19 protein-coding genes and 1 pseudogene are annotated in these 20,592 nt (G+C 65.9%); 8 read left to right on the plus strand and 12 right to left on the minus strand.

Annotated features, from left to right (window positions below):
- Positions 1-3 precede the first annotated feature (3 nt).
- Positions 4-2,154 (minus strand): WD40 repeat domain-containing protein, encoded by a 2,151-nt coding sequence (locus tag F3087_RS09555; protein ID WP_223885022.1) that lies wholly within the window; start codon positions 2,152-2,154, stop codon positions 4-6.
- 264 nt (positions 2,155-2,418) lie between these two features.
- Positions 2,419-2,877, minus strand: a pseudogene (locus tag F3087_RS47405) (toll/interleukin-1 receptor domain-containing protein); the annotation flags it as partial.
- A gap of 396 nt (positions 2,878-3,273) precedes the next feature.
- Between F3087_RS47405 and F3087_RS09560 the strand changes: the two are divergent.
- Positions 3,274-3,816 (plus strand): hypothetical protein, encoded by a 543-nt coding sequence (locus tag F3087_RS09560; RefSeq protein WP_150401470.1) that lies wholly within the window; start codon positions 3,274-3,276, stop codon positions 3,814-3,816.
- A 140-nt stretch (positions 3,817-3,956) separates the two neighbouring features.
- Here F3087_RS09560 and F3087_RS09565 read toward each other — a convergent pair whose 3' ends face one another.
- From F3087_RS09565 to F3087_RS09575, 3 genes are all read right to left on the minus strand, one after another.
- Complete coding sequence (locus F3087_RS09565) at positions 3,957-4,343, minus strand: hypothetical protein (RefSeq protein ID WP_150401471.1); 387 nt, start codon at positions 4,341-4,343, stop codon at positions 3,957-3,959.
- Positions 4,344-5,144: 801 nt separating this feature from the next.
- Positions 5,145-5,849 carry an SRPBCC family protein gene (locus tag F3087_RS45875; protein WP_150401472.1) on the minus strand — a complete coding sequence of 235 codons (705 nt, stop codon included), beginning with the start codon at positions 5,847-5,849 and terminating at the stop codon, positions 5,145-5,147.
- A complete protein-coding gene (locus F3087_RS09575; protein ID WP_150401473.1) occupies positions 5,755-6,684 on the minus strand; it encodes an NADP-dependent oxidoreductase in 930 nt (309 codons plus the stop codon). Before F3087_RS09575 ends, F3087_RS45875 begins: the two co-directional genes overlap by 95 nt.
- 49 nt (positions 6,685-6,733) lie before the next feature.
- On the opposite strand from F3087_RS09575, the gene F3087_RS09580 reads away from it, so the two are divergent.
- The 3 genes from F3087_RS09580 to fabG all read left to right on the plus strand — a co-directional run bounded on the left by F3087_RS09580 (position 6,734) and on the right by fabG (position 8,678).
- Positions 6,734-7,099 carry a winged helix-turn-helix transcriptional regulator gene (locus F3087_RS09580; RefSeq protein WP_150401474.1) on the plus strand — a complete coding sequence of 122 codons (366 nt, stop codon included), beginning with the start codon at positions 6,734-6,736 and terminating at the stop codon, positions 7,097-7,099.
- A gap of 42 nt (positions 7,100-7,141) precedes the next feature.
- Positions 7,142-7,765, plus strand: coding sequence for an HAD family hydrolase (locus F3087_RS09585; protein ID WP_191093872.1), 624 nt, complete (start codon positions 7,142-7,144; stop codon positions 7,763-7,765).
- A 160-nt stretch (positions 7,766-7,925) separates the two neighbouring features.
- Entirely contained in the window at positions 7,926-8,678 is a 753-nt protein-coding gene (gene fabG / locus F3087_RS09590) for a 3-oxoacyl-ACP reductase FabG (protein WP_150401476.1), read from the plus strand.
- A gap of 337 nt (positions 8,679-9,015) precedes the next feature.
- Here fabG and F3087_RS09595 read toward each other — a convergent pair whose 3' ends face one another.
- Positions 9,016-9,738, minus strand: a complete 723-nt coding sequence (locus F3087_RS09595; protein ID WP_150401477.1) for an SDR family oxidoreductase — start codon at positions 9,736-9,738, stop codon at positions 9,016-9,018.
- A 100-nt stretch (positions 9,739-9,838) separates the two neighbouring features.
- Here F3087_RS09595 and F3087_RS09600 point away from each other — a divergent pair, with 100 nt between their 5' ends.
- Entirely contained in the window at positions 9,839-10,687 is an 849-nt protein-coding gene (locus F3087_RS09600; RefSeq protein ID WP_150401478.1) for a helix-turn-helix transcriptional regulator, read from the plus strand.
- Between the two features lie 107 nt (positions 10,688-10,794).
- On the opposite strand, the gene F3087_RS09605 is transcribed toward F3087_RS09600, so the two are convergent.
- The 5 genes from F3087_RS09605 to F3087_RS09625 form a co-directional block, all read right to left on the minus strand.
- Positions 10,795-11,373, minus strand: coding sequence for an SMI1/KNR4 family protein (locus F3087_RS09605; RefSeq protein ID WP_150401479.1), 579 nt, complete (start codon positions 11,371-11,373; stop codon positions 10,795-10,797).
- Between the two features lie 142 nt (positions 11,374-11,515).
- Positions 11,516-13,285: an oleate hydratase gene (locus F3087_RS09610; RefSeq protein WP_150401480.1), complete on the minus strand. Its 1,770-nt coding sequence runs from the start codon at positions 13,283-13,285 to the stop codon at positions 11,516-11,518.
- Between the two features lie 48 nt (positions 13,286-13,333).
- Positions 13,334-14,185, minus strand: a complete 852-nt coding sequence (locus tag F3087_RS09615; protein WP_223884954.1) for a 3-hydroxyacyl-CoA dehydrogenase — start codon at positions 14,183-14,185, stop codon at positions 13,334-13,336.
- 48 nt (positions 14,186-14,233) lie between these two features.
- Entirely contained in the window at positions 14,234-14,881 is a 648-nt protein-coding gene (locus F3087_RS09620) for a TetR/AcrR family transcriptional regulator (protein WP_223884955.1), read from the minus strand.
- A 286-nt stretch (positions 14,882-15,167) separates the two neighbouring features.
- Positions 15,168-17,450 carry an ATP-binding cassette domain-containing protein gene (locus F3087_RS09625; RefSeq protein WP_150401482.1) on the minus strand — a complete coding sequence of 761 codons (2,283 nt, stop codon included), beginning with the start codon at positions 17,448-17,450 and terminating at the stop codon, positions 15,168-15,170.
- Between the two features lie 182 nt (positions 17,451-17,632).
- Between F3087_RS09625 and F3087_RS09630 the strand changes: the two genes are divergently transcribed.
- Together F3087_RS09630 and F3087_RS09635 are read left to right on the plus strand one after the other, a co-directional pair.
- Complete coding sequence (locus F3087_RS09630) at positions 17,633-17,917, plus strand: ribbon-helix-helix domain-containing protein (protein ID WP_150401483.1); 285 nt, start codon at positions 17,633-17,635, stop codon at positions 17,915-17,917.
- Positions 17,914-18,321: a hypothetical protein gene (locus F3087_RS09635; protein ID WP_150401484.1), complete on the plus strand. Its 408-nt coding sequence runs from the start codon at positions 17,914-17,916 to the stop codon at positions 18,319-18,321. The genes F3087_RS09630 and F3087_RS09635 overlap by 4 nt, the downstream gene beginning before the upstream one ends.
- 921 nt (positions 18,322-19,242) lie before the next feature.
- Here the strand turns inward: F3087_RS09635 and F3087_RS09640 are convergent.
- A complete protein-coding gene (locus tag F3087_RS09640; RefSeq protein ID WP_150401485.1) occupies positions 19,243-20,127 on the minus strand; it encodes an LLM class F420-dependent oxidoreductase in 885 nt (294 codons plus the stop codon).
- A 141-nt stretch (positions 20,128-20,268) separates the two neighbouring features.
- Here F3087_RS09640 and F3087_RS09645 point away from each other — a divergent pair, with 141 nt between their 5' ends.
- Positions 20,269-20,577: a nuclear transport factor 2-like protein gene (locus F3087_RS09645; RefSeq protein WP_150401486.1), complete on the plus strand. Its 309-nt coding sequence runs from the start codon at positions 20,269-20,271 to the stop codon at positions 20,575-20,577.
- The last annotated feature ends 15 nt before the right edge of the window (positions 20,578-20,592 follow it).

The raw sequence follows: 20,592 nt of genomic DNA on the forward strand, positions 1-20,592 counted from the left end.
GGATCAGGCAGGCTCTCGCAGACCGTCGCACAGTTCGACTCGGGCGAAACCGGAGTCGTTCGATACCCAGATTCGCCACTCGGCTGTACTCATGGTTGTCATCAGCCTGGCACACAACTCGGCCGGCTTCGCCGACAGCGACTCGATCCTGCCTACGCCGTTCGCGGTGCCGGTCACGAGTGAACCGCTCACCGAATCGAAGCTCACGCTTCTGGCCGGGCTCAAATAGCGGCTGACCACTGCCGTAGTGGCCTGCCGATGATCGGTATCCCATAGCCGGACCATGCCGACACCATCGGTACTGGCCGCCCGACGTCCATCGGCACTTACCGCGACACCCCACACCGGGACAGCGTCGGCACTGGGCATCAGGCTGACGCGGCCAGAGGTGATGTCCCAGTATTGAATCGAACCGGCCGTGTCGCCGGCCACCACCCGACTGCCGTCGGGCGTTATCGCGACAGCCTGGACCGGAACTGGATCCTTATTCGGAATGGCGATGGTCTTGTCCCGCTGAGGCTCCCAAATCTGGACGGTGCCATCGGTCCCGCCGATGGCGACCCGATCACCGGCGGCATCGATCGATACCGACCGCAAGACATTCGGGTCGGCGCCGCGCATCGTCACCAGTTGACCCGAATCGGCGCCCCACCATCGAACCGTCCCCGCCACATCCGCTGTCACCAACCACCCGCCATCAGGCGTGAGGGCGAGGCTCCATACAGCGGCGTCACCTACGCCTGGCATAGCCCGCATTTTTCCGGACTCGGTGTCCCACAGCCAGACACCGCCCCGCGCATCCGCGACCGCCGCGCGTGGTGCGGCCGCGCTGATAGCCACGGCGCGTATTCCGGCATCTGCCGGGTGGGCGCTGGCGACGATCGTCTGATCTCGCGGATTCCACACCACGACACTGCCGTCTGGTCCCCCGGCCACAGCTCGCTGCGCATCCGGGCACACGGCGACAACGGCGACTTCGCCACCAGCGCCGAACCCGGCCGGAATCGGTGTCGTCGTCGATGTGGCGGAGTCCCACAGACGGATGCCACCGCCTAAGTCGACGACTGCGACGCGGTCCCCGTCGGAGGCAGGCGTCATATCGAGAATCGCGCTCGATGCCGTGTAGAAAGCGGTGGCGACAGCATCGGATTCGACATCCCAGCGACGCAAGACACCCGACTCGTTGCCGCTGAGCACGCGATGCCCCTGCGCCGTGACAGCCAATGCGGTGATCGAACTGGGATCGCGGTTGGGCATCGCCGCCACCGCATTTTGCGTGCGATCCCAAGCCCGCACGTCACCATGGTCGTCGCCTGCCGATATCCACTGGGTGTCGGAGGAGATGGCGACCGCCGAGATCGCATACGTGCCGCCGCCCGGCATCGCGGAAACCGCTCCCGATGCCGTATCCCAGACCTGCACTACGCCACCGTTGTCTCCGACGGCCACCCCGCGACCATCCTCGCTGACGGTCACCGCGGCGATCGACTCAGCGGCATGCATGGGACCGGCGGCGAAATCTCCACCGTCGACATCCCATAACCACACCGTCCCCTTCCCATCCCCGGCGACCACGCGTCGACCGTCGGGCGTAATGGCTACACTCGCCACCGACCCCGCACTGCGGTGCGGAGCATCGATGACTGTGTGGTGCGCGACATCCCACACCTGCACACCGCCCTTGTCGTCGCCGACCACAACCCGCCGACCGTCCGGGGTCACCGCGACCGCGCGGACTCGACGAGTCCCACGACCGGGCATGTCGAGGGCCACCGCCGAACCGACGTCCCACAACCGCACCAAGCCGTCGGGGTACCCGGTAGCCAGCCAGTGCCCGTCCGGACTGATAGACGCCACTTCCCCGCCTGGGCCCAAATCGACGATCTTGGCCAGACCTTGCGTACGGTATTGCGCGTCGATCACCGCGCCTTCGACCAGTTCTGGCGAAAAGTGTTGTGCGGCAAGCACCTCCAGGACAGCCCGCCGATAGCTGCCCCAGCCCACGGTGGTGAATTGCTGGTGCGCGTCCTGCACGAGCCGAGCGGCAAGGCTCTCGGCGGCGAGATCGCGTGCGTGGTTGCGCTGGACAACCGCGACTCGGGCGGTCAGAGTGGCGACAAGGGTCAGTACCGCCAGCACTGCCACGGCCGACATAGCCCACCGTAGATTTCTGCGTGTCTCCCGCAATCCTTCCGAATGCAGGTCATCTTCCCGAATTCCACGCACGACCGCCGTGATGCTGACTGCGGCACTGTCGATGTCAGGACCTGTCTTGTCGGGTCCGCGCCACGTCACCGTCTTCCAGACCGGCTGTGTCGGGTATCGACCGAGTAACCGCGGGGGAAGCGCTGTCGACTGTTCGCGATCCCAGTCGTTGGCCTTCTTGTCCCAGACCAGCGCGCCATCGGTGACCACGAGCAGGATGCTGTTTACCGAGCGGTTGTCGAGCCACCACTCGATCTCGCGATCGACCCATTCGGACCGCTGAGCCTCAGGAGAGGCACACACGACCAGCCAATCCGACTTTGCCAGACCCGTAGTGATCTTTTCCCACAGGGTCGGTCCGATGGAGACTCCGCTGTAGTCGAGAAACGTTCGCGTGATCGGTGGCCGGTACCAACGACGAGGCAGCGTTTCCATCGCTTTCTGCAGCTTCGGCAGCAACGCGCGGTCACGATCACCGCTGTAGGAAAGAAAGGCACCGTAGCCGAGGTCGGGTCGCAGCTTATACCGTCGTAGCGCCATATACGTTGTCCTCTTAGCGGTTAGGACCGGCCCGGCGTGGATGTCGCGGGCGGCTTGTACGCCGGCCGCGCTCGTGGTCGGTCGGATTCGGATCTCGGCTTTTGCTGTGCGGCAGTGTGGATTCGGCCGCATTGCGCACGGACAGTGACCGCAGGTGATGGTTCATGGCGGCGAACACCTCGGGCGGGGAATTGGTCGTAGTAGACGTCCTCGAGCGGCCCCCTCGATGTCGTTATATCCCAACCCCATACCTCGCTCGGGCCGGTCGCGACCGGCTCCGGAGCCACCCTAGCCGGGGTGGGTGCCCAGACGTCGTCGTTCGCGAACTTTGTTGTCGGCGTACGGGATCCGATACACCGTGGAGACCGAGCGCCGGTCGATTCCTCCCACGCCGCTGTCCGTAGCGGTTTCCCGGATCCGGACCGGACCGGCCCGGACGTTGCCCCCGCGATCCTTGAGTTCTGAGTATCGGCGAAACAATCTGCAGCACAACCAGATCCGGCGATAGACGCAAGGGATTGGCCTGACATGAACCGCAACAGCACGACCTCCGACAAAACCGAGGAAAACCCGTTCGCACCCTTGATAGGTGTCGTCCTGGCAGGCGGGATCGGCGAGGCGGCGTCGCTGTCGCTGCGCATGGCGCCCTGGATCGGCGGACCTCAACAGGACGTGACCTGGCAACCACTGGATCTGGCCCTTCGCCTATATACCGGCCAGGTGGTCTGGACCGGGCAAGCTACTGCCGCGGCAGCCGGGCTCGGTGTCACCACGAGCGCGGTGCTCGTCGCGACGGCGCTGGCCCTTCGGTGGATCGTGGCACTGCGGTGGCGAGATCTCAGAAGTAAGCGTCGCGAGAGCGCACCTCCGCATCTGGGTCTTCCGCGATCGACCTTCCGGACCGTATCAGCCGGCCAGCGGCCTGGCCCTGCGACCGGATCGACTATGCCCGCCTGCTGCGCGCATGCGGAAGCGGAGACCTCACGCGCGAACCAGGATCCGAATCCATCGCTGCACCGCTACCTCACCACAACGACGAAACAGGCAAGCGTCGACCCGCTACCGGGATGAACCCGCCGATTTGCCGCTCCTGGCATATCCTCGACGACACCCCGGCGCCCGATACCTGCCGCGGGTCGGCTGGTATCGCCGAGCTTGATGGCCTGGCGGTTGAGGCAGGACGTGCGATCGTCACCCTGCGGGCGGGTCGTTCACCCTGTCACGACCGTCACCCGGTAGCCGATGCGGATCTCGCGGCCGACATGCGCGGCACCACTGAGGTAGAGCCAGCGGTCGGTGCCGCCGCGCGGGTCGGGCAGGTACGTGGCCTGAACGTGCTCAACACCGAACGGGAAGTTGCCGGAGATCGAGGTGGCGATGCCGGTCATCAGCGACGCCTCGGCCAGCAGCTGCGGCTCGGGTGCCGTCGCGGGCAGCGGGGTCGCGGTGGGGATGAAGAACCCGAACTGTTCGGGTGGGGCGCCGGAACCCTGGACGAGCATGCCGGTGACGAACAATCGCGCGATTCCGGTGTGCACCAAGCATTCCGGCGTCAACTGCAACGGTGGAGTCGGCCGCAGCTCGAGTTGGAACGCCATGCGCCGAACTTTACGGTCACCGAACACCGATGTCCTCACGACGCATAAGCACTGCATCATCGTCCCGAGCGGCGAGGCTCGAGCAGTGCTCCTGATCAACCGGGGCCTCGATCAACGATCGGCAGCACATTGAGGCACCCATCCCGCCGATCCGCACCACGAACATGTCCCACGCCGGTAACAGCCACGGCCCGACCTCCACCGACACCGCCAGGACCACAACGTTGCTGACCGTCCTCAGACCGGGCCGTGTTCGGGGCGCGGCACTGAAACCACGCGCCTGGCAGAGTCGATCGCGATCGTTCACGGTCCTCGATGGCAGGTGGCGCAACGTTGCGCGCGCGACTGTTCCGCTTGACCAACCGATCCGATCGGCCGCACTCGACGGAGAAACCCGCCGTCGCAGCCGCATTCAACTCCAGTGTTGCGGTCGATGCAGACATGCATCCACTGCCGCATTCGGTTCGAACCACGTTGGTGCGCTTGATAATTCATCGCCTGCATCAGCGGTTCCACGTGAATCACCGCCGCGCGATTCAGGCATACGCAGTCGGCCCGGCCGACACCTGTCTGATGTGACGGCTTGCTGCGACTCGCGGTGTCGGCCTTCGTGTCCGCGCGCGAGTGCCACACGGTTCGTCTTCCACGCAGAAGCGGTAAAGGCGAGCCGACGTCGCAGGGCCATGCGTGCACACCGAGCGCTGTCGCGATCTGGACCGCGATATAGCCGACCACGAGGGGGACCCGGAACCTGCCTTCGAAGTCTCCGGACTCCGTTCACTCGCGCGAATCGAACCGATCTCAGCTGTCCTTACTCAGCGACTCCCGATAACTGGTTTCGATCTTCTCGCGCAGATGCTTTTCGGTATGCCGGATCGCGGGTCCGATGAACGCCTGAATCACCCGGTCGAGAGCGCGCCCGGCCAGACCACCGGGGACTCGATAGTCGGCCGTCGCACTGACCTTCGTCCGTTCCGCACCGAGCGACTCGAAGTCCCAGCGGACGGACCCTTCGATGCCTTTGATCGCACGCATAGTCACCCGCGATCCGTCGACCCATTCGGTCGTGTCCGCACGCAACTTCAGCGTGGTCGGCCCGAGATGCAGGGCGGTGTCGAAGACCGCTCCGACACCGGAGGTCTGCTCCCCCACCGGAGTGAAGTCCCGGATACCGAACATCCACTCCGGCACATTCCGGTAGTCCGCGACGTAGGCGAACGCGAACTCCACCGGCGCTCCACACGTCGCACTGTGCTCGACATGCCCCATGACTACCCCTCCGGCCGCTACCGTCCTTCCCTCGACCCTAGGCCACCTACGTGATCTTCGCTGAAGCCCGCTGCCCGCCAACCACTTACGCGCGCACCTGAATCGCGGCGAAGGGCCGATCAACGATTGCAACCACAAGCGATCAGACGGTGAGCACGACCTTGCCCCGCAGGTGACCGCCGTCGAGCACCCGATGGGCGTCGGCGACGCGTTCGAACGGGAACGTCTCCTGCACATGAACCCGCAACTCACCTCGCTCGACGAGCCCGACAAGACCACGCAACGCGATCGGATCCGGGTCGACCGCGATACCACTGAAACGCACGCCGGCCGCCGCACATCGGTCGGCGAGCTGCGCATCTTCCTCGGCCACCGCCGTAACCAGATGCCCACCCGGTCGCAGCACCCCGAGCGACCGCTCGGCAGAGTCGCCACCGATCGTGTCGAGTACAACATCGATATCGCGGACCACCTCGGCGAAATCGACCGTCGCATAGTCGATTACCGCATCGGCGCCGAACCCCTCGACGAACTCCCGTTTGCTCGCACCGGCAGTCGCGATCACGTGCGCGCCGAGCGCTTTCGCGATCTGGACCGCGACATGGCCGACCCCGCCGCCACCGCCGTGGATCAGCACCCGATCACCCTCGGTGACACCGCCGAGATCGACCAAGCCCTGCCACGCCGTCAGCCCCACGATCGGCAACGCCGCCGCTTCGACATGCGACAGCGCGGCCGGCTTGCGCACCAGATGCAACGCCGGCGCCGCCACGAATTCGGCATATGCCTGGGCCGCGCGCGGGAACAGCGGCATGCCGAACACCTCGTCGCCGGGCCGGAATCGCCAGGTCCGCGGCGCGTCCTCGACCACGCCGCTGATGTCCCAACCGAGGACGAACGGCGGCGGGCCGAGCAACGGGAATTCGCCCGCGCGCAGCCGCGCCTCCAGCGGATTCAGGCCGATCGCCTTGACCCGGACCAGGACCTCGGTCGGAAGTGGTTGGGGCTCAGGCGCGTCCACGATGGTGAGCACGTCGGGACCGCCGAGTTTCTGCTGGGTGATGATTCGCATGAAACCGACGCTAGGTATCCGACAGGAACCGGTAGGTACCTTAGGCGGCATGAGCGATCCCTTTCTCGCCGACTGCCCGGCCCGGCTCGCGGTCGAGCTGATCGCCGACAAATGGACGGTGGTCGTGCTGGCCGGCCTCAGCAAGGGACCGGTGCGCCACGGCGAGCTGATCGAGTTGATCGGCGGCATCTCCCGCAAGGTGCTCACGCAGACACTTCGGCGGCTCGAATCGCACGGACTCGTGCGTCGCCACGCCTATGCCGAGGTGCCGCCCCGGGTCGAATACGAGCTCACCGCGCTCGGCGCGACACTGATCGATCCGATCCACACACTCACCGAGTGGGCCAGGGCCCACGGCGACGCGGTGCTCGATGCGCTCGACGCCCATTCCGATCCGCTCGCCCAGCACGGCTGAACCGATCACCGGGAGCACCGGCGGGGCGGATAGGGTCGGGTGGTGACGTGGACGGTGGGTTTCGACCTGGATATGACGCTGATCGACTCGCGACCGGGCGTCAGCCGCGCCATCGACCTGCTGGCCGCGGAGTTCGATGTGCCGGTGCGTGGCGCCGATTTCGCCGAACGGCTCGGGCCGCCGCTGGCCATGATGCTGGCCGAGGCGGGTGCGCCCGAGGAGTTGGTGCCGGCGATGGTCACCCGGTATCGGCAGCTGTATCCGAGCATCGTGTCGAGTATTCCCGCGATGCCGGGGGCGCAGGACGCGCTGGGCGCGATCGAGGAACGTGGTGGGCGGGTGCTGGTGGTCACCGGCAAGCACGGGCCGCTTGCGCAGTTGCACATCGATGAACTCGGTTGGCGGATCGACCGGCTCGCCGGTGACCTGTGGTCGGCGGACAAAGCCACTGTGCTCACGCAGGAGCGGGCGAGCATTTACGTCGGCGATCATGTCGGTGACATGCGCGGGGCGCGGGCAGCCGGTGTGCTCGCGGTCGGTGTCACCACCGGGCCGTGTGATGCGGAGGAACTGCGCGCCGCTGGTGCCGACGTGATCCTCGCCGATCTCACCGAATTCCCGCAGTGGCTCGCCGAAGAACTCGGGCCGGTCGCCGACGCCGGCTGAGCGACCAGGTCCTCTCGACGGCTCCGCCCCGAATCCTCGCCTCGTCGAACCACTTTCACCGCACCACCGACCTCGCAGACTTGCACCGCGAGTTTCCGCGTCGCTAGCCTGCCAATCAGCCGGCCGCGCCCGCTGCGCGTTCTGAGAGGAGAACGAATCCATGGACCGTTTCACCGACAAGGTTGCCGTGGTAACCGGCGCGGCGCAGGGCATCGGCGCGGCCACCGCATTGAAGTTCGCGGTCGAGGGAGCCCGCGTCGCGGTGCTCGACCGCAACACCCCCGACACCACCCTCGAACAGATCAGCCGCGCCGGCGGCACCGCGCGCGGCTACGTCTGCGACGTCACCGACCGGGACTCGGTGCAGTCGGTCTTCGAGCAGGTCGCCGCCGAACTCGGTGACCCGCAGATCCTGGTGAACAACGCCGGCATCACCCGCGACAACCTGTTCTTCAAACTCTCCGAAGACGACTGGAACGCCGTGCTGTCGGTCAACCTGACCGGCGTCTACCACTGCTCGCAGGCCGCCCAGAAATACATGGTCGCCCAGCGCTACGGAAAGATCGTGTCCCTGTCGAGCCGCTCGGCCCTCGGCAACCGCGGCCAAGCCAACTACGCCGCCGCCAAGGCAGGCATCCAGGGCCTGACCGCCACCCTCGCCATCGAACTCGGCCAATACAACATCAACGTCAACGCCGTCGCCCCCGGCTACATCGCCACCGCGATGACCGACGCCACCGCCGAACGCGTCGGCATGTCCCCCGAGGACCTGCAACACTCCGTCGCCGAACGCACCCCCCTCGGCCGCGTCGGCCAACCCGACGAGGTCGCCGCCGTCATCGCCTTCCTCGCCAGCGACGAAGCCTCCTACGTCAGCGGCCAAACCCTCTACGTCAACGGCGGCGCCCGCTGAACGGGACCTGACCGCGGCAAGATGCGAGTACCGCCGCCGTGATGTCCCGCTGAGTAGCACCCATGGCAGCCAGCGACTGGCCGGACTACCGAGGCACGCTCGAAACAGCCAGCGTCCGGGCAACAACCTCGTACCGGCCTGACAGGAACGTTCCGAGGGCACCGGAATCGGTTGGACTGCACGATGATCGTGGCCAACGGGACATGATGGCGGCGAAGTGCGAGAAGGCCCACCGTGACGTCCCGCTGAGTCACGGGTTGCCATGGGCGGTGCTTGCTTTCAGCCCCACGGGACATTTCCGTGGGTGCACGGCCACTGCCCGTCGTCGCTGCTCGATTCACCAGGGCAGTGGACCTTCGCGGTCGAAGTAGCCGCCGGTCGGGCCGTCGGGGCCGAGGGTGGCGAGGTGGAGGATGGCGTCGGTGCCTTCGATGAGGGTTTGGTAGCCGGCGTGGGCGTTGAAATCTGTTGCGGTGTAACCGGGGTCGGCGGCGTTGACCTTGATGCCGGGCAGGGCTCGCGCGTATTGCGAGGTGATCATGTTCAAGGCCGTTTTGGATGAGGTGTAGGGCAGGTTCACCAGGGTGGATTCGAGGCGGTTCGGGTCCGAGGTGATGGTCAGGGAGCCCATTCCGCTCGACACCATCACGATGCGGGGCTGCTCGGCGGCGCGCAGCAGCGGCAGGAACGCGTGGGTCACCTGGACCGGGGCGAAGACGTTGGTCTCGTAGACCTCGCGCAAGTGCGCGGCCTGGATCTGCTCCGGCGCGTCGGCGAATCCGCCGGAAATGCCGGCGTTGTTGATCAGCACGTCCAGTCGTCCGGCGGTCTCGCGGATCGTGTCGACCGCCGCGGTGATCGAGTCGACAGAGGTGACATCGAGGTGCACGAATTCGACGTTCAACCCCTGCTCGCTGAACTCGGCGACCGCCTGCTTGCCGCGCTCGGCATCCCGGGCGCCCAGGAAGACCTGCCAGCCGAGCTCGCCGAGCCTGCGCACCGTTTCGTGGCCGAGTCCCTTGTTGGCTCCGGTCACCAGAGCCGTTGTCGTTGCGTTCATGCACCCAGCCTCGGCCCGGCCGTCGTCCCCGGGAAGGGCTGGCATGTCCTGGGACCGGTGGTACCACCCCCGGGCCGAGCGTCTGCGGGATGATCGAGGGATGGACCGTTCGGAACTCGCGGCGCTGCTGCGTCAGGCGCGCACCCGGATACAGCCGCGCGACGTCGGCCTGCCCGCGGGCCCGCGCCGCCAGGTCCCCGGACTGCGTCGCGAAGAGGTCGCCCAGCTGGCCGGTCTCAGCGTCGACTATGTGGTGCGGCTCGAGCAGGGACGTGGACCGCGTCCCTCCACCTCCGTGCTCGCCGCCCTCTCCCGTGCCCTGCGGTTGAGTGACGACGACCGCGACCTGCTGTTCCAGCTTGCTGGATCGGCACCGCCCCAGGCCGGGCGGATCGCCCAGGTGGTGCGCCCCAGCGTGTTACGGCTGCTGGACCGGATGGTGGACCTGCCGACACTGGTGATGTCGGCCAAAGGTGATGTGCTGGCCTGGAATCCGATGGCCGCCGCGCTGCTCGGCGACTTCTCCGCTCTGCCGCCGGCCCGGCGCAACATGATCCGCGAATGCTTCCTCGGCACGGAATCGGCCCGGGTGCGTTTCAGCCCCGAAGAGTTCCGGATGGTCGCCGCCTACGGTGTCGGCACCCTGCGCAGCGCCAAGGCCCGCTATCCCACCGACCCGGACCTGGATCGGCTTATCGCCGAACTGCGTTCTCGCAGCGCCGATTTCGAACAACTCTGGCGCGAACGATCCGCCGCGCAGTGGCGCAGCGCCACCAAGACCATCACCCACCCCGAACTCGGCACGCTGGTACTGGAATGCGACACCCTGCTTGTGCCCGACACCGACCAAACCGTCGTGTTCTACTCCGCTGCTCCCAACACTCCCGCGGCCTCGGCCTTGGAACTGCTGCGTATCACCGGCACCCAGGAATTCAGCGACCACACCTGAGTCGCGGACGGGCAGGCCTCGGCGTCGCCGATCGTCGGCACGTGGTCTGCCGCGCCCCGACGAACACCATGGTGTCGACGCTCGAGGTGAGCAGGACCATTAACTTCTCAGTCGGACTCGACGGCGCTTTCCCACAGGCTCGCGATCAGTACGGCGAAGTTGTCGTACCGTTCGGGGTCGTCTCCGTCGCCCGGCCACCACTCGTAAGCGGTCCACTCTCCGTCGGCCGCGACGTCGGCGGCGTGCAACAGCAGATACTGACCGCTGCCGCCGTCGTCGTTCGACACCAGCAGGCACCGCTCGAGCAGGGGGAAGAGCTCTTCGAAGCTCGACCCCGACCACGCCGCCATGAGTTCGGATTCCAGGGCGGGAAACCAGCCGATCTCGTCCGCGGTGAGCAGGTCGACGGCGTAGGAGATCGTATTCCAGCCGTTGCTGGTCGCCAGGAAGTTCCGGTAGGTCGGCGGGAGCCCTACGCCGAGCCGCTGCTCGGCAGCCAGGATCTCGTCCGCACTCGCCGGTTCGTAGCCGAGCCACCCGGCGCTGCGCTGGGCCGCACTGAGGAATTGGTCCGCGCGGCCGTCCTCGGCCATGCTGCGCATGAACTCCGAGTCCGGAAACTCGGAGCTGTAGCTCCGCAGGAATCCGTGCCACTGCGTAGTGGTCGACGGCGGGACAATATTCATGCCTGATTCCTCCTGCGATGCACGGCACAACGTATGCACCCTAACCTCACCGGCTTCTTCCGGGTCACGGGCCGGCGCGCGAGGCCGCTCGCTCGGCACGAAACAGGCTCGGCCCCAACGGAACCGAGCCTGCTCGACAGTGCTACTTCGGGTCTCCGACCAGCCCGTACTCCTCGAGCATGACCCCGATCTCGGTCGACTCCAACTTCTTCATCAACTTCTTGCGCACGATCTCCGGCCCGGGGATATGCAGTTCGTCCCCGTCGCGTAGTCGGCTCGTGGCGGCCAGTAGCTTGCGCACGTCGAAGGTCGAGTTGTAGACCTCCGGCACCCCGCGCTCGATACCGAGCAGCTGATAACTCGCCTCCATCGCCGTGCGCACCGAGTACTCGGTGGTGAAGATGCAGTCGCGGGTCGACTCGGCGAACTGGCCGATGAACGCGAAGTTCACCGCACCGTCCGGCACCACGTTCGGCCGATCGCCGGCCTGGCGCGGCATGAAGAACGCCGTCACATATGGCATCATCACCGGCACGCATTTCGCCGAATTCGCGGCCAGCTCAGCGATTTCCGCTTCCGGCACACCCATGTGGTACAGCCATTCCCTGGTGATTTCCTCGCCGGTGCATTCGCTCATCGGCTTCTTCACGTAATCGCCGGGCACGTCGACGAACAGCGAGTAGATCCAGACCACGATCTGATCCTTGGGCTGCTGCTTGAAATGTGGCTGCCGGTTCACCGTCCAGCTCATCAGCCAGCTCGAATCCCGCACGGTCACGATGCCGCCGGTGACGACCTTGCCGCTGAACGGATCCCGCTTACAGATCTTCTGGATATGCCCCGGGATCTTCTCATCGAGGGTGGTGACGGTCGCCGACTCCCATTTCGTCTGCTCGATATGCCCGCCGAACACGTCCGGATGCCCGAACGAAGGGTCCTTGGCCGCGATGCGCCGCCACAGATCCCACGCCGGCGCGGGACCGTCGAGCAGTTTCGCCGGGGTGTGGTGATCGCCGTCGTCGGAGTTCTCCGTCAGCGAGCCGATCGTGGTGAACACCAGATCGTTCTCGCCCAGCTCCACCGCACCCTCGGCGCCTTCGGAAATCCAGTGAATCTTGGTGGCCTGCTTGCGATCTGCGGTGAGGTCGAAGTCGATATCGGTGATCTCGGTGTCGAACCGGAAACTCACCCCCTGATCGAGCAGCCACCGATACAGCGGCAGCACCAGCGACTCGTACTGGTTGTACTTGGTGAACTTCAACGCCGAGAAGTCCGGCAGCCCGCCGATGTGATGGATGAAGCGATGCAGATACAGCTTCATCTCCAGCGCGCTGTGCCATTCCTCGAACGCGAACATCGTGCGCCAGTACATCCAGAAATTGCTTTGCAGGAAGTCCTCGCCGAAGACCTCGTCGATCCGCTTGTTCTCCATCTCCTCCGGCGCGGCGAGGAACACCTTGACCATGTCCTTCTGCGCCTTGTTGCTCAGCGTGAACAGCCCGTCGGTGTGCGCGTCCTGACCGCGTTTCTCGGTCGCGCGCTGCAACGAGGAATTCGGGTCGTCCTTGTTCAGCCAATAGAACTCGTCGAGCACGCTGGCCCCGTCGATCTCGATCGAGGGCACCGAGCGGAACAGATCCCACAGGCATTCGAAATGGTTCTCCATCTCGCGCCCGCCGCGGATCACGAACCCTTTCTTCGGCTCCTTGATGCCGTCGAGTGCGCCGCCGGGCAGCTTCAACCGCTCGAACACGGTGATCTGATCACCCGACATCTGCCCGTCGCGGATCAGGAACGCCGCACCCGACATCGAGGCCAGCCCCGCCCCGACGAACCACGCCGTCTTGTGCTCCACGCCCTCCGGTTTGCGCGGCCGGGCGAAGGCCTCGTAGTTGCCGCTGCTGTAGTACATCGGTCTCCTCTCCTGGTGCTGGTTCGGAATGACTTGCCGCGCTTGCGATTACGAGTACTTGTAGAAACCTTCACCGCTGGACACGCCGAGCTTGCCCTGGTCGATGTAGTTGTCCTCGAGCCACGCGGCGAGCTTCTTGGCGTCCTCGTCGCCGTTGGCCAGGATGTTGTAGGGGGTGTTGAGCCCGATCACGTCGATCATCTGGAACGGGCCGAACGGGGCGCCGGTGGCGATGCGCCAGGTCTTGTCGACCGACTCCGGGTCGGCGTAACCGCCCGCGCTCAGCCCCATCGCCGCGTTCAGCAGCGGCACGAGCAGCGAGTTGACCACGTAACCGGCCTTCTCCTTGTGCAATTCGATCGGGACCATGCCGATCGCGGCGGCGAACTCGGCGACCGCGTGGAAGACCTCCGGGTCGGTGTCCTTGGTGCCCATCACCTCGGCGGTGTTGTAGCGCCACACGTCGTTGGCGAAATGCAGGGCCAGGAAACGATCGAGGCGGCCGGTGGAATCCTTCAGATCGCTCGGCAGCAAGGTCGAGGAGTTGGTGGCGAAAATGGTGCGCTGCGGGGCCAGCTCGGCCAGCTTCCGGTAGGTCTCCTGCTTGATCTTCAGCACCTCGGGGACGGCCTCGATGACGAGGTCGGCGTCCTTGACGGCCTCGGCGAGATCGGCGGTCAGTGCGATGGCGTCGGCGGCTTTCTCGGCCTTGCCGTCACCGGCGCCCTCGACCTCGTCGCGGTAGATCGCGACCAGCTTGGTGAAACGATCGTGCGCGGCCTTCACCGCGTCGTCGTCGATGTCGTAGGCCGTGACCTCGAAACCGTGGAACGCGGTCTGGAATGCGATCTGCGAACCGAGCACACCGGTGCCGAGCACGGTCACCTTGCGGATGGTCATGATGATTTCCTTCCTGCCGGAGGCGAGGTTCGCCCCTCGGCGTCCACATCACTGGATCGAGGCGAAGAAACCCGCGACGATCTGGGCGATCTGGTCACGCAGGTCATCGGTCGCGTCGCGGCCGGGATGCGCGCCCGTCGATGGTTGAGCCAGGATGAGATGCAGCACAGCGAACACACTGCGGCCGGTCAGCAATGCACGGGCGAACAGATCCTGCTCGTCCTTATCGTCGGCCGAGACTGCCGCGGTGAGTCGTTCGGCGATCATCGACTCCAGCCGCGCGACCAAGGCCAGCCCTTCGGCGCGGTACTGCTCGGTCGGTGCGCCGAACAGCAACTCGCGCTGATAGGCGACCGTGTTCTCGACGCGGCTGGCCGCGGCGTCGACGATCGGGCGCACCATGGCCAGAACTGCCTGTGCCGGATCGTGTTCCGAGCGGGATTCCTGTTCGCCCAGTTCCAGGGCGGTGCGGAATTCCTCGTTGTAGACCATCAGCAGCAGCTCGCCCTTGGACGAGGCGTACCGGAACAACGTCCCGGCCGCCACATCCGCGCGATCGGAGATCTGCTGAGTGGTCACGCTGTCGAATCCACGCTCGGCGAACAACGCCGCCGCGGCCTCGAAGATCCGGGCCTGCTTGTCCTGCATGTTGCGCAGCCGGCGGCCGGCTTGCACCGCCTCGGGCGTGGTCATCATCTGCGGCACCTCCCAATAATGAGTGGACTCATTTCTGAGCGTACTCCTAGTTACTCAGGAGGCAACCGCTGGCAGCGAGATACCCAGTCCATGCCTGATCACCGCTCGAAACGGGGCCGGATGTCGCAGGGGATTCTGTGATGTGCGGGGCGAAGACGCCGGCAGCCGCACACCTTCTGACATCCGAGCGCGCGGCGGGGCGGCGAGTCGGTGTGCGGGAGATCAGAAGGTGTGCGGCTGTCGTTCAGTGGCCCGCCGTCTACTCGGACGGCGGGCACCTGGACCGTTAGGCCGCTTTGTATTTGCGCAGGTACTCGCCGGTCAGCGAGACCGGGTCGTCGAGGAGCGCGGCGGGGGTTCCGGTGAAGACGACTTCGCCGCCTGCCTTGCCGCCGTCGGGGCCGAGGTCGATCACCCAGTCGGAGTGGGCGACGACGTCGAGGTTGTGTTCGATGACGATCACCGTGTTGCCGCGCTCCACCAGGCCATCGAGCAGCGCGAGCAAGGTGTCCACGTCGGACATGTGCAAGCCGGTTGTTGGTTCGTCGAGCACATACACCGAACCGGTATTGCCCAGTTGCGTGGCGAGTTTGATCCGCTGACGCTCACCGCCGGACAACGTGCTCATCGCCTGACCGAGGCTCAGATAGTCGAGGCCGACCTCGTTCATGGTGCGCAACTTGGCATTGAGTGCCTTCTCCGGGAAGAACTCCAGCGCTTCCTCCGCGGTCATCTCCAGCACGTCGGCGATCGACTTGCCGCGCAAGGTGAGTGCGAGCACGTCGTCGGAGAAGCGGCGCCCGTCGCAGGCATCGCAGTGGGTGGTGACCGGGTCCATGTAGGCGATCTCGGTGATGATCACCCCGCGGCCCTCGCACTGCTTGCACGCGCCGGCGGAATTGAAACTGAACAGCCCCGGCGACTCACCGGTCGCCTTGGCGAACAGCTTGCGGATGGGATCCAGCAACCCCAGATACGTCGCCGGCGTGGACCGCGAGGACGCACCGATCGCCGACTGGTCGACGAAGATCACCTCCGGATGCTCGACCACGAACACATCCCGGATCAGACTGCTCTTGCCCGAACCCGCCACCCCGGTGATCGAGGTCAGCACGCCGGTCGGAATCCCGACGCTCACATCCTTGAGGTTGTGCACGCTCGCATGCTCGATCCGCAACTCACCCGTGCCCGCCCGGAAGGTGTCCTTCACCGCGAACTGCCGCCGCAACCCGGCCCCGGTCGGCGTATCGGCCGCCCGCAATTCCGCGAAACTGCCCTCGAAGACCACCTGCCCGCCGTGCGCGCCGGCCCGCGGCCCGACATCGACGATGTGATCGGCGATCTGGATGACATCGGGATCGTGCTCGACCACCAGCACCGTATTGCCCTTGTCCCGCAACGCCTTCAGCAGATCGTTCAACCGCCCCACATCCCGCGGATGCAACCCGACGCTCGGTTCGTCGAAGATGTAGGTCATCCCGATCAACGTGCTCGACAGATGCTTGATCATCTTCAACCGCTGCCCCTCACCACCGGACAGCGTCGAGGTCGGCCGATCCAGGCTCAGATAGCCCAGCCCGATATCGGTCACCCGCTGCAACGAGGTCCGGATCGCGGCGGCCAGCCCGGCCGCGGCCGGATCGGTGATCTCCTCGAGCACCACCATCAGGTCGGTGATCTGCAACCCGGCCCAGTCGGCGATATTGCGGTCGTTGATCTTCGTGGCCAGCGCTTCGGCGTTGAGCCGGGCGCCGTGGCAGGTCGGGCAGATGCCCTCGGTCAGGAACTGGCGGATCTGCTCGCGCGTCTTCTCGCTCAGCCCGGAGGTGTCGCGTTGCAGCCGGGTGCGGGTGAACTTCGCGGCGATGCCCTCGTAGTTCGCCTTCCACGTCCCCTTCGCGAAGGCCAGCTCCACCTTGCCGCCGGCCCCGTAGAGCAGATCCTGCACCTCGACCGCGGAGTAGTCGGCGATCTTCTTGTCCGGATCGAAGCGCCCCGAACTGCCGTACATCTGCCACTCGCCGCCGCCCACGCTGTAGCCGGGCAGCAGGATCGCGCCTTCGTTGAGCGACTTGGTCCGATCCAGCAGCCGATCCGGATCCGCGCGCACCGAGACGCCGAGACCGTCGCAGTCCGGGCACATTCCCTGCGGCACGTTGAACGAGTAGTTGTAGACGAAACCCGCCGAGGGCGAACCGAATCGGGCGAACATCGCCCGCACCATCGAGAAGATGTCGGTCATCGTCCCGACCGTCGAGCGCGGCCCGCCGCCGACCGGCTGCTGATCGATGATCACCGGCGCGGTCAGGTTCTCCATCGCCTCGGCATGCGGACGCTCATAGCGCGGCAGGAAGTTCAGGATGAACGCCGGAAACGTCGCGTAGAGCTGACGCTGCGACTCCACCGCGATCGTGTCGAACACGATCGAGGACTTGCCCGAACCGGACACCCCGGTGAACACCGTGATCTTGTTCTTGGGGATCTCCAGCGACACATTGCGCAGGTTGTGCTCACTGGCACCGAGGACTCGGATGACATCGGCGGGAACGGCGGATTCGGCGAAAGGCATAGGGACACCATGCCATCGAGTACCGACAAAATACCCACGGTAATGTGACGTAGATCACAGCAAATAAGGTCGCTGACCTGCACTCGCGGAAACACAGCCCTTTGCTCGGACACAAGCCCACCCAGCCCGCTCGGACACAACAACCCCTCGCTGACGGAACTCAGCCGCGATACAGTCTTCCTATGCCGTCGCGGGAGCAGAAAACACGGAAAGTCACCGTCACGCTGCCCGAAGAACTGCTCGCGACCCTGGAAGCCTGGCGCGGGAACGGCCGCATCGACTCGGTGTCGGCGTTCGTCGCCGAAGCCGTCCAGGCGCGGATCAACCGCACGCAGTCGCTGGCCAAGCTCGAGCAGGTCCTCGGCGGCCGGCCGCCGCTGGACCTGATCAACCGTGCGCGCGCCGCGCAGGGCTTACCCCCGTTATCCGAGGAAGAGGCAGGCGGACCGCACGCCGGCGCCGCGTGATCACCGCGGCGCTGGGCGGTGTCGTGTTCGACACCGCCGCCGTCATCGGGTTCGCCAACCAAGCCAACTACGCCCAAGCCGTGGTCTGGGCAACCGTCAACGCGGGCAACACGATCGTCGTGCCCGCCACCGTCCTCGGCGTCGCCCGCGCCCACATCCCCGCCGACCGCCTCGACATCCTCGAAGCGCTCCTCGAACTACCGCACACCATCGTCCCGATCCTCGATCGCGCCGCCGCCGAACGCCTCGGCACCGCCCTCACCGGCAGCGCCAACGCCGAAGCCCTCCTGCCCGCCAGCCAAGCAACCCACGAAGCGATCACCCGCGACTGGCCCTGCCTGACCGCACGCCCGAAAAAACTGCGCCAACTCGACGCCCGCGTCATCATCGACCCACTACCCTGACCCGCGAGGTCCCCGCCGCACAGCTGCTGCCCTGACCGGCCCCGGCGACGTCACCGTCCCACGGCTATCTGATTGCCGTGCAACAATTGCCGGGCGGATTCGGCGAGATCCTGCTCCGCCGACCGATCCGCTCGCGCTCATCGCCGACGGCTCGACAGGCAAGCACTCACTCGCCCACAGCCGCACACCTACAGATCGAGGGGCGCAGCCGCACCACTTCTGATCTCCCGCACCGAAAATCGCATGCAAATCTCGGTGCGGGAAATCAGAAGTAGTGCGGCGCGACCCGACCCACGCGACCCGACCCACGCGACCCGACCCACGCGACCCGACCCACGCGGCGACGCCACCTCCGCGGCTATCAGCTTGCCGCACGAATACTTTGTCGACCGAGTCGGCAAAGTATGTGTTCTGCTCCACCGCCCGATCCGCTGACGGCTCGACAGGTAGTCGCTCACATGACCGCAGGCGCACGCGCGCAGGTTGACGATCACAGCCGCACGCCTTCTGATTTCCCGCACCGAAAATCGCATGCAAATCTCGGTGCGGGAAATCAGAAGTGGTGCGGCGCGACTCGACCCATGCGGCGCGACTCGACCGACTACGCCCTGCGCGACGGTGACGTGCTGACGCGATTCATGCGACGCGACCTTGCAGAGGCGTGCCGCAGGATGGCTGACGTTGCGAGATGGCCCAGTTGCCGCGGTGGAACGCGTCCATCATGCGGTCGTGCGGCGACCGAATCCTGCACGGGCAGGGTGAGGGCGTGGACTTCGCTCCTGGCGGCTGCTGGAACGAAACCCGCATGGGCAACGTCGCGGTCAGCGGTGATCGCGCCGTCTCCACCAGCACCCTCAAAAGCCGATGTCTCACACCTGCGCCGGGCCACCGGCGGCGAGATAGCCGCCCCGCCAGCGATCCTCAGCGCAGCAGTTCGATTACCGGGGCGAACTGTTCCATGGAGTGCTCGAGCACGGTGATGTAGCTGAAGCCGTAGCGATCTCGATGCGCGCGTACGCGCTCGGCGATCTCCTCGGGTGTGCCGATCAGCAGCGTCGGCAGCTCTTCGGGGTTGTCGGCGACGTCGTCGGGTAACGCGGGGCCGAATAACTCCAGGACTGCGGTGCGTTCTTCCGGTGGCACTACGCGCTGGATCAGGATGTTGAATTCGACGTTGTCGGCGCGATTCCCGAGCAAACCGCGCACGTATTCGACCTTCTCACTCATCTCGCCGACCCCGGCCAGATGCAGTGGTCCGCCGTTCTCGGTCGCCGATGCACCGGGAAACGCGATGATGTCGGCGTGCTCGGCGGCCAGCCGCAGGATCCGGTTGCCCCACCCCGCGATCAGCAGCGGCGGTCCCGACGGCTGTGCCGGGCGCGGCTGATACTCCGGATCGGAGAACAACGTGCGCAACGTGGTTACCGTGCGCTCGAGATGATCGACCCGCTTGCCGCCACTCTCGAAAGGGATACCGGCGGCCTCGAATTCGGCCTGCACGTACCCCGCGCCCAGCCCGATCTCCACCCGCCCGTCGGTCAACTGATCAGCGCCGGCGATGTCGCGGGCCAGCAGCACCGGATTGTAGAAGGGGGCATTGAGCACGAACGTGTTCAACCGGACCCGCTCGGTCACCGCCGCGGCCAGGATCATCGACGGAAACGGCGCCGGGCAGCCGAGATGATCGGCGACACCGATCACGTCGAAACCCAGTTCCTCGGCCCTGCGGCATTTTTCGATCCAGTTGGCCCGGGAGTCCGGGGTCACCATGTTGACACCGAACCGGAATGCACGCTGCGCGGTCACGGGTTCTTGTCTACCAGCAGGCGGCGCGCGGCAACAGCACAGCCATCCCGGCGTCGTTCCGTGTTCTGCCCTACAGTGGACGCCAGAGATTTGCTGACTAATCGCTCATGCTCCGCCACCTGATCCGAAAGGAATAACCAGATGACTGAGCTAGATCCCGTGGTGCAGGAATTCGTCGACGCGCTCAACGCCAACGACCAGGACCGGCTCTTCGCCGCGCTCACCGACGACGCGACCATGTCCGACGACGGCGTGGAACGCAATGTCGGGCAGTGGACCGACTCGGAGGTCTTCGGCAGCAACGGCCACATGAACGTCGAGTCCATCGACGACGGCGGCACCGCGCTGGTCGCCGACTACACCAACTCCCGCTGGGGTTCGATGCGCACCAGCTGGCGGTTCACCGTGCGCGACGGCAAGGTCGCCCGCTTCGAGACCGGCCAGGCGTAACGGACTTGCTTGTGC

This window comes from Nocardia colli (assembly GCF_008704205.1).
GTDB lineage: Bacteria > Actinomycetota > Actinomycetes > Mycobacteriales > Mycobacteriaceae > Nocardia > Nocardia colli.

Excerpts from the sequence above, each read along its gene's own strand:
- F3087_RS09555 (WP_223885022.1), bottom strand. The coding sequence starts at position 2,154 with ATGTCGGCCGTGGCAGTGCTGGCGGTACTGACCCTTGTCGCCACTCTG.
- F3087_RS09560 (WP_150401470.1), top strand. The coding sequence starts at position 3,274 with ATGAACCGCAACAGCACGACCTCCGACAAAACCGAGGAAAACCCGTTC.
- F3087_RS09565 (WP_150401471.1), bottom strand. The coding sequence starts at position 4,343 with ATGGCGTTCCAACTCGAGCTGCGGCCGACTCCACCGTTGCAGTTGACG.
- F3087_RS45875 (WP_150401472.1), bottom strand. The coding sequence starts at position 5,849 with ATGTGCAGGAGACGTTCCCGTTCGAACGCGTCGCCGACGCCCATCGGG.
- F3087_RS09575 (WP_150401473.1), bottom strand. The coding sequence starts at position 6,684 with ATGCGAATCATCACCCAGCAGAAACTCGGCGGTCCCGACGTGCTCACC.
- F3087_RS09580 (WP_150401474.1), top strand. The coding sequence starts at position 6,734 with ATGAGCGATCCCTTTCTCGCCGACTGCCCGGCCCGGCTCGCGGTCGAG.
- fabG (WP_150401476.1), top strand. The coding sequence starts at position 7,926 with ATGGACCGTTTCACCGACAAGGTTGCCGTGGTAACCGGCGCGGCGCAG.
- F3087_RS09595 (WP_150401477.1), bottom strand. The coding sequence starts at position 9,738 with ATGAACGCAACGACAACGGCTCTGGTGACCGGAGCCAACAAGGGACTC.
- F3087_RS09600 (WP_150401478.1), top strand. The coding sequence starts at position 9,839 with ATGGACCGTTCGGAACTCGCGGCGCTGCTGCGTCAGGCGCGCACCCGG.
- F3087_RS09605 (WP_150401479.1), bottom strand. The coding sequence starts at position 11,373 with ATGAATATTGTCCCGCCGTCGACCACTACGCAGTGGCACGGATTCCTG.
- F3087_RS09610 (WP_150401480.1), bottom strand. The coding sequence starts at position 13,285 with ATGTACTACAGCAGCGGCAACTACGAGGCCTTCGCCCGGCCGCGCAAA.
- F3087_RS09615 (WP_223884954.1), bottom strand. The coding sequence starts at position 14,185 with ATGACCATCCGCAAGGTGACCGTGCTCGGCACCGGTGTGCTCGGTTCG.
- F3087_RS09620 (WP_223884955.1), bottom strand. The coding sequence starts at position 14,881 with ATGATGACCACGCCCGAGGCGGTGCAAGCCGGCCGCCGGCTGCGCAAC.
- F3087_RS09625 (WP_150401482.1), bottom strand. The coding sequence starts at position 17,450 with ATGCCTTTCGCCGAATCCGCCGTTCCCGCCGATGTCATCCGAGTCCTC.
- F3087_RS09630 (WP_150401483.1), top strand. The coding sequence starts at position 17,633 with ATGCCGTCGCGGGAGCAGAAAACACGGAAAGTCACCGTCACGCTGCCC.
- F3087_RS09645 (WP_150401486.1), top strand. The coding sequence starts at position 20,269 with ATGACTGAGCTAGATCCCGTGGTGCAGGAATTCGTCGACGCGCTCAAC.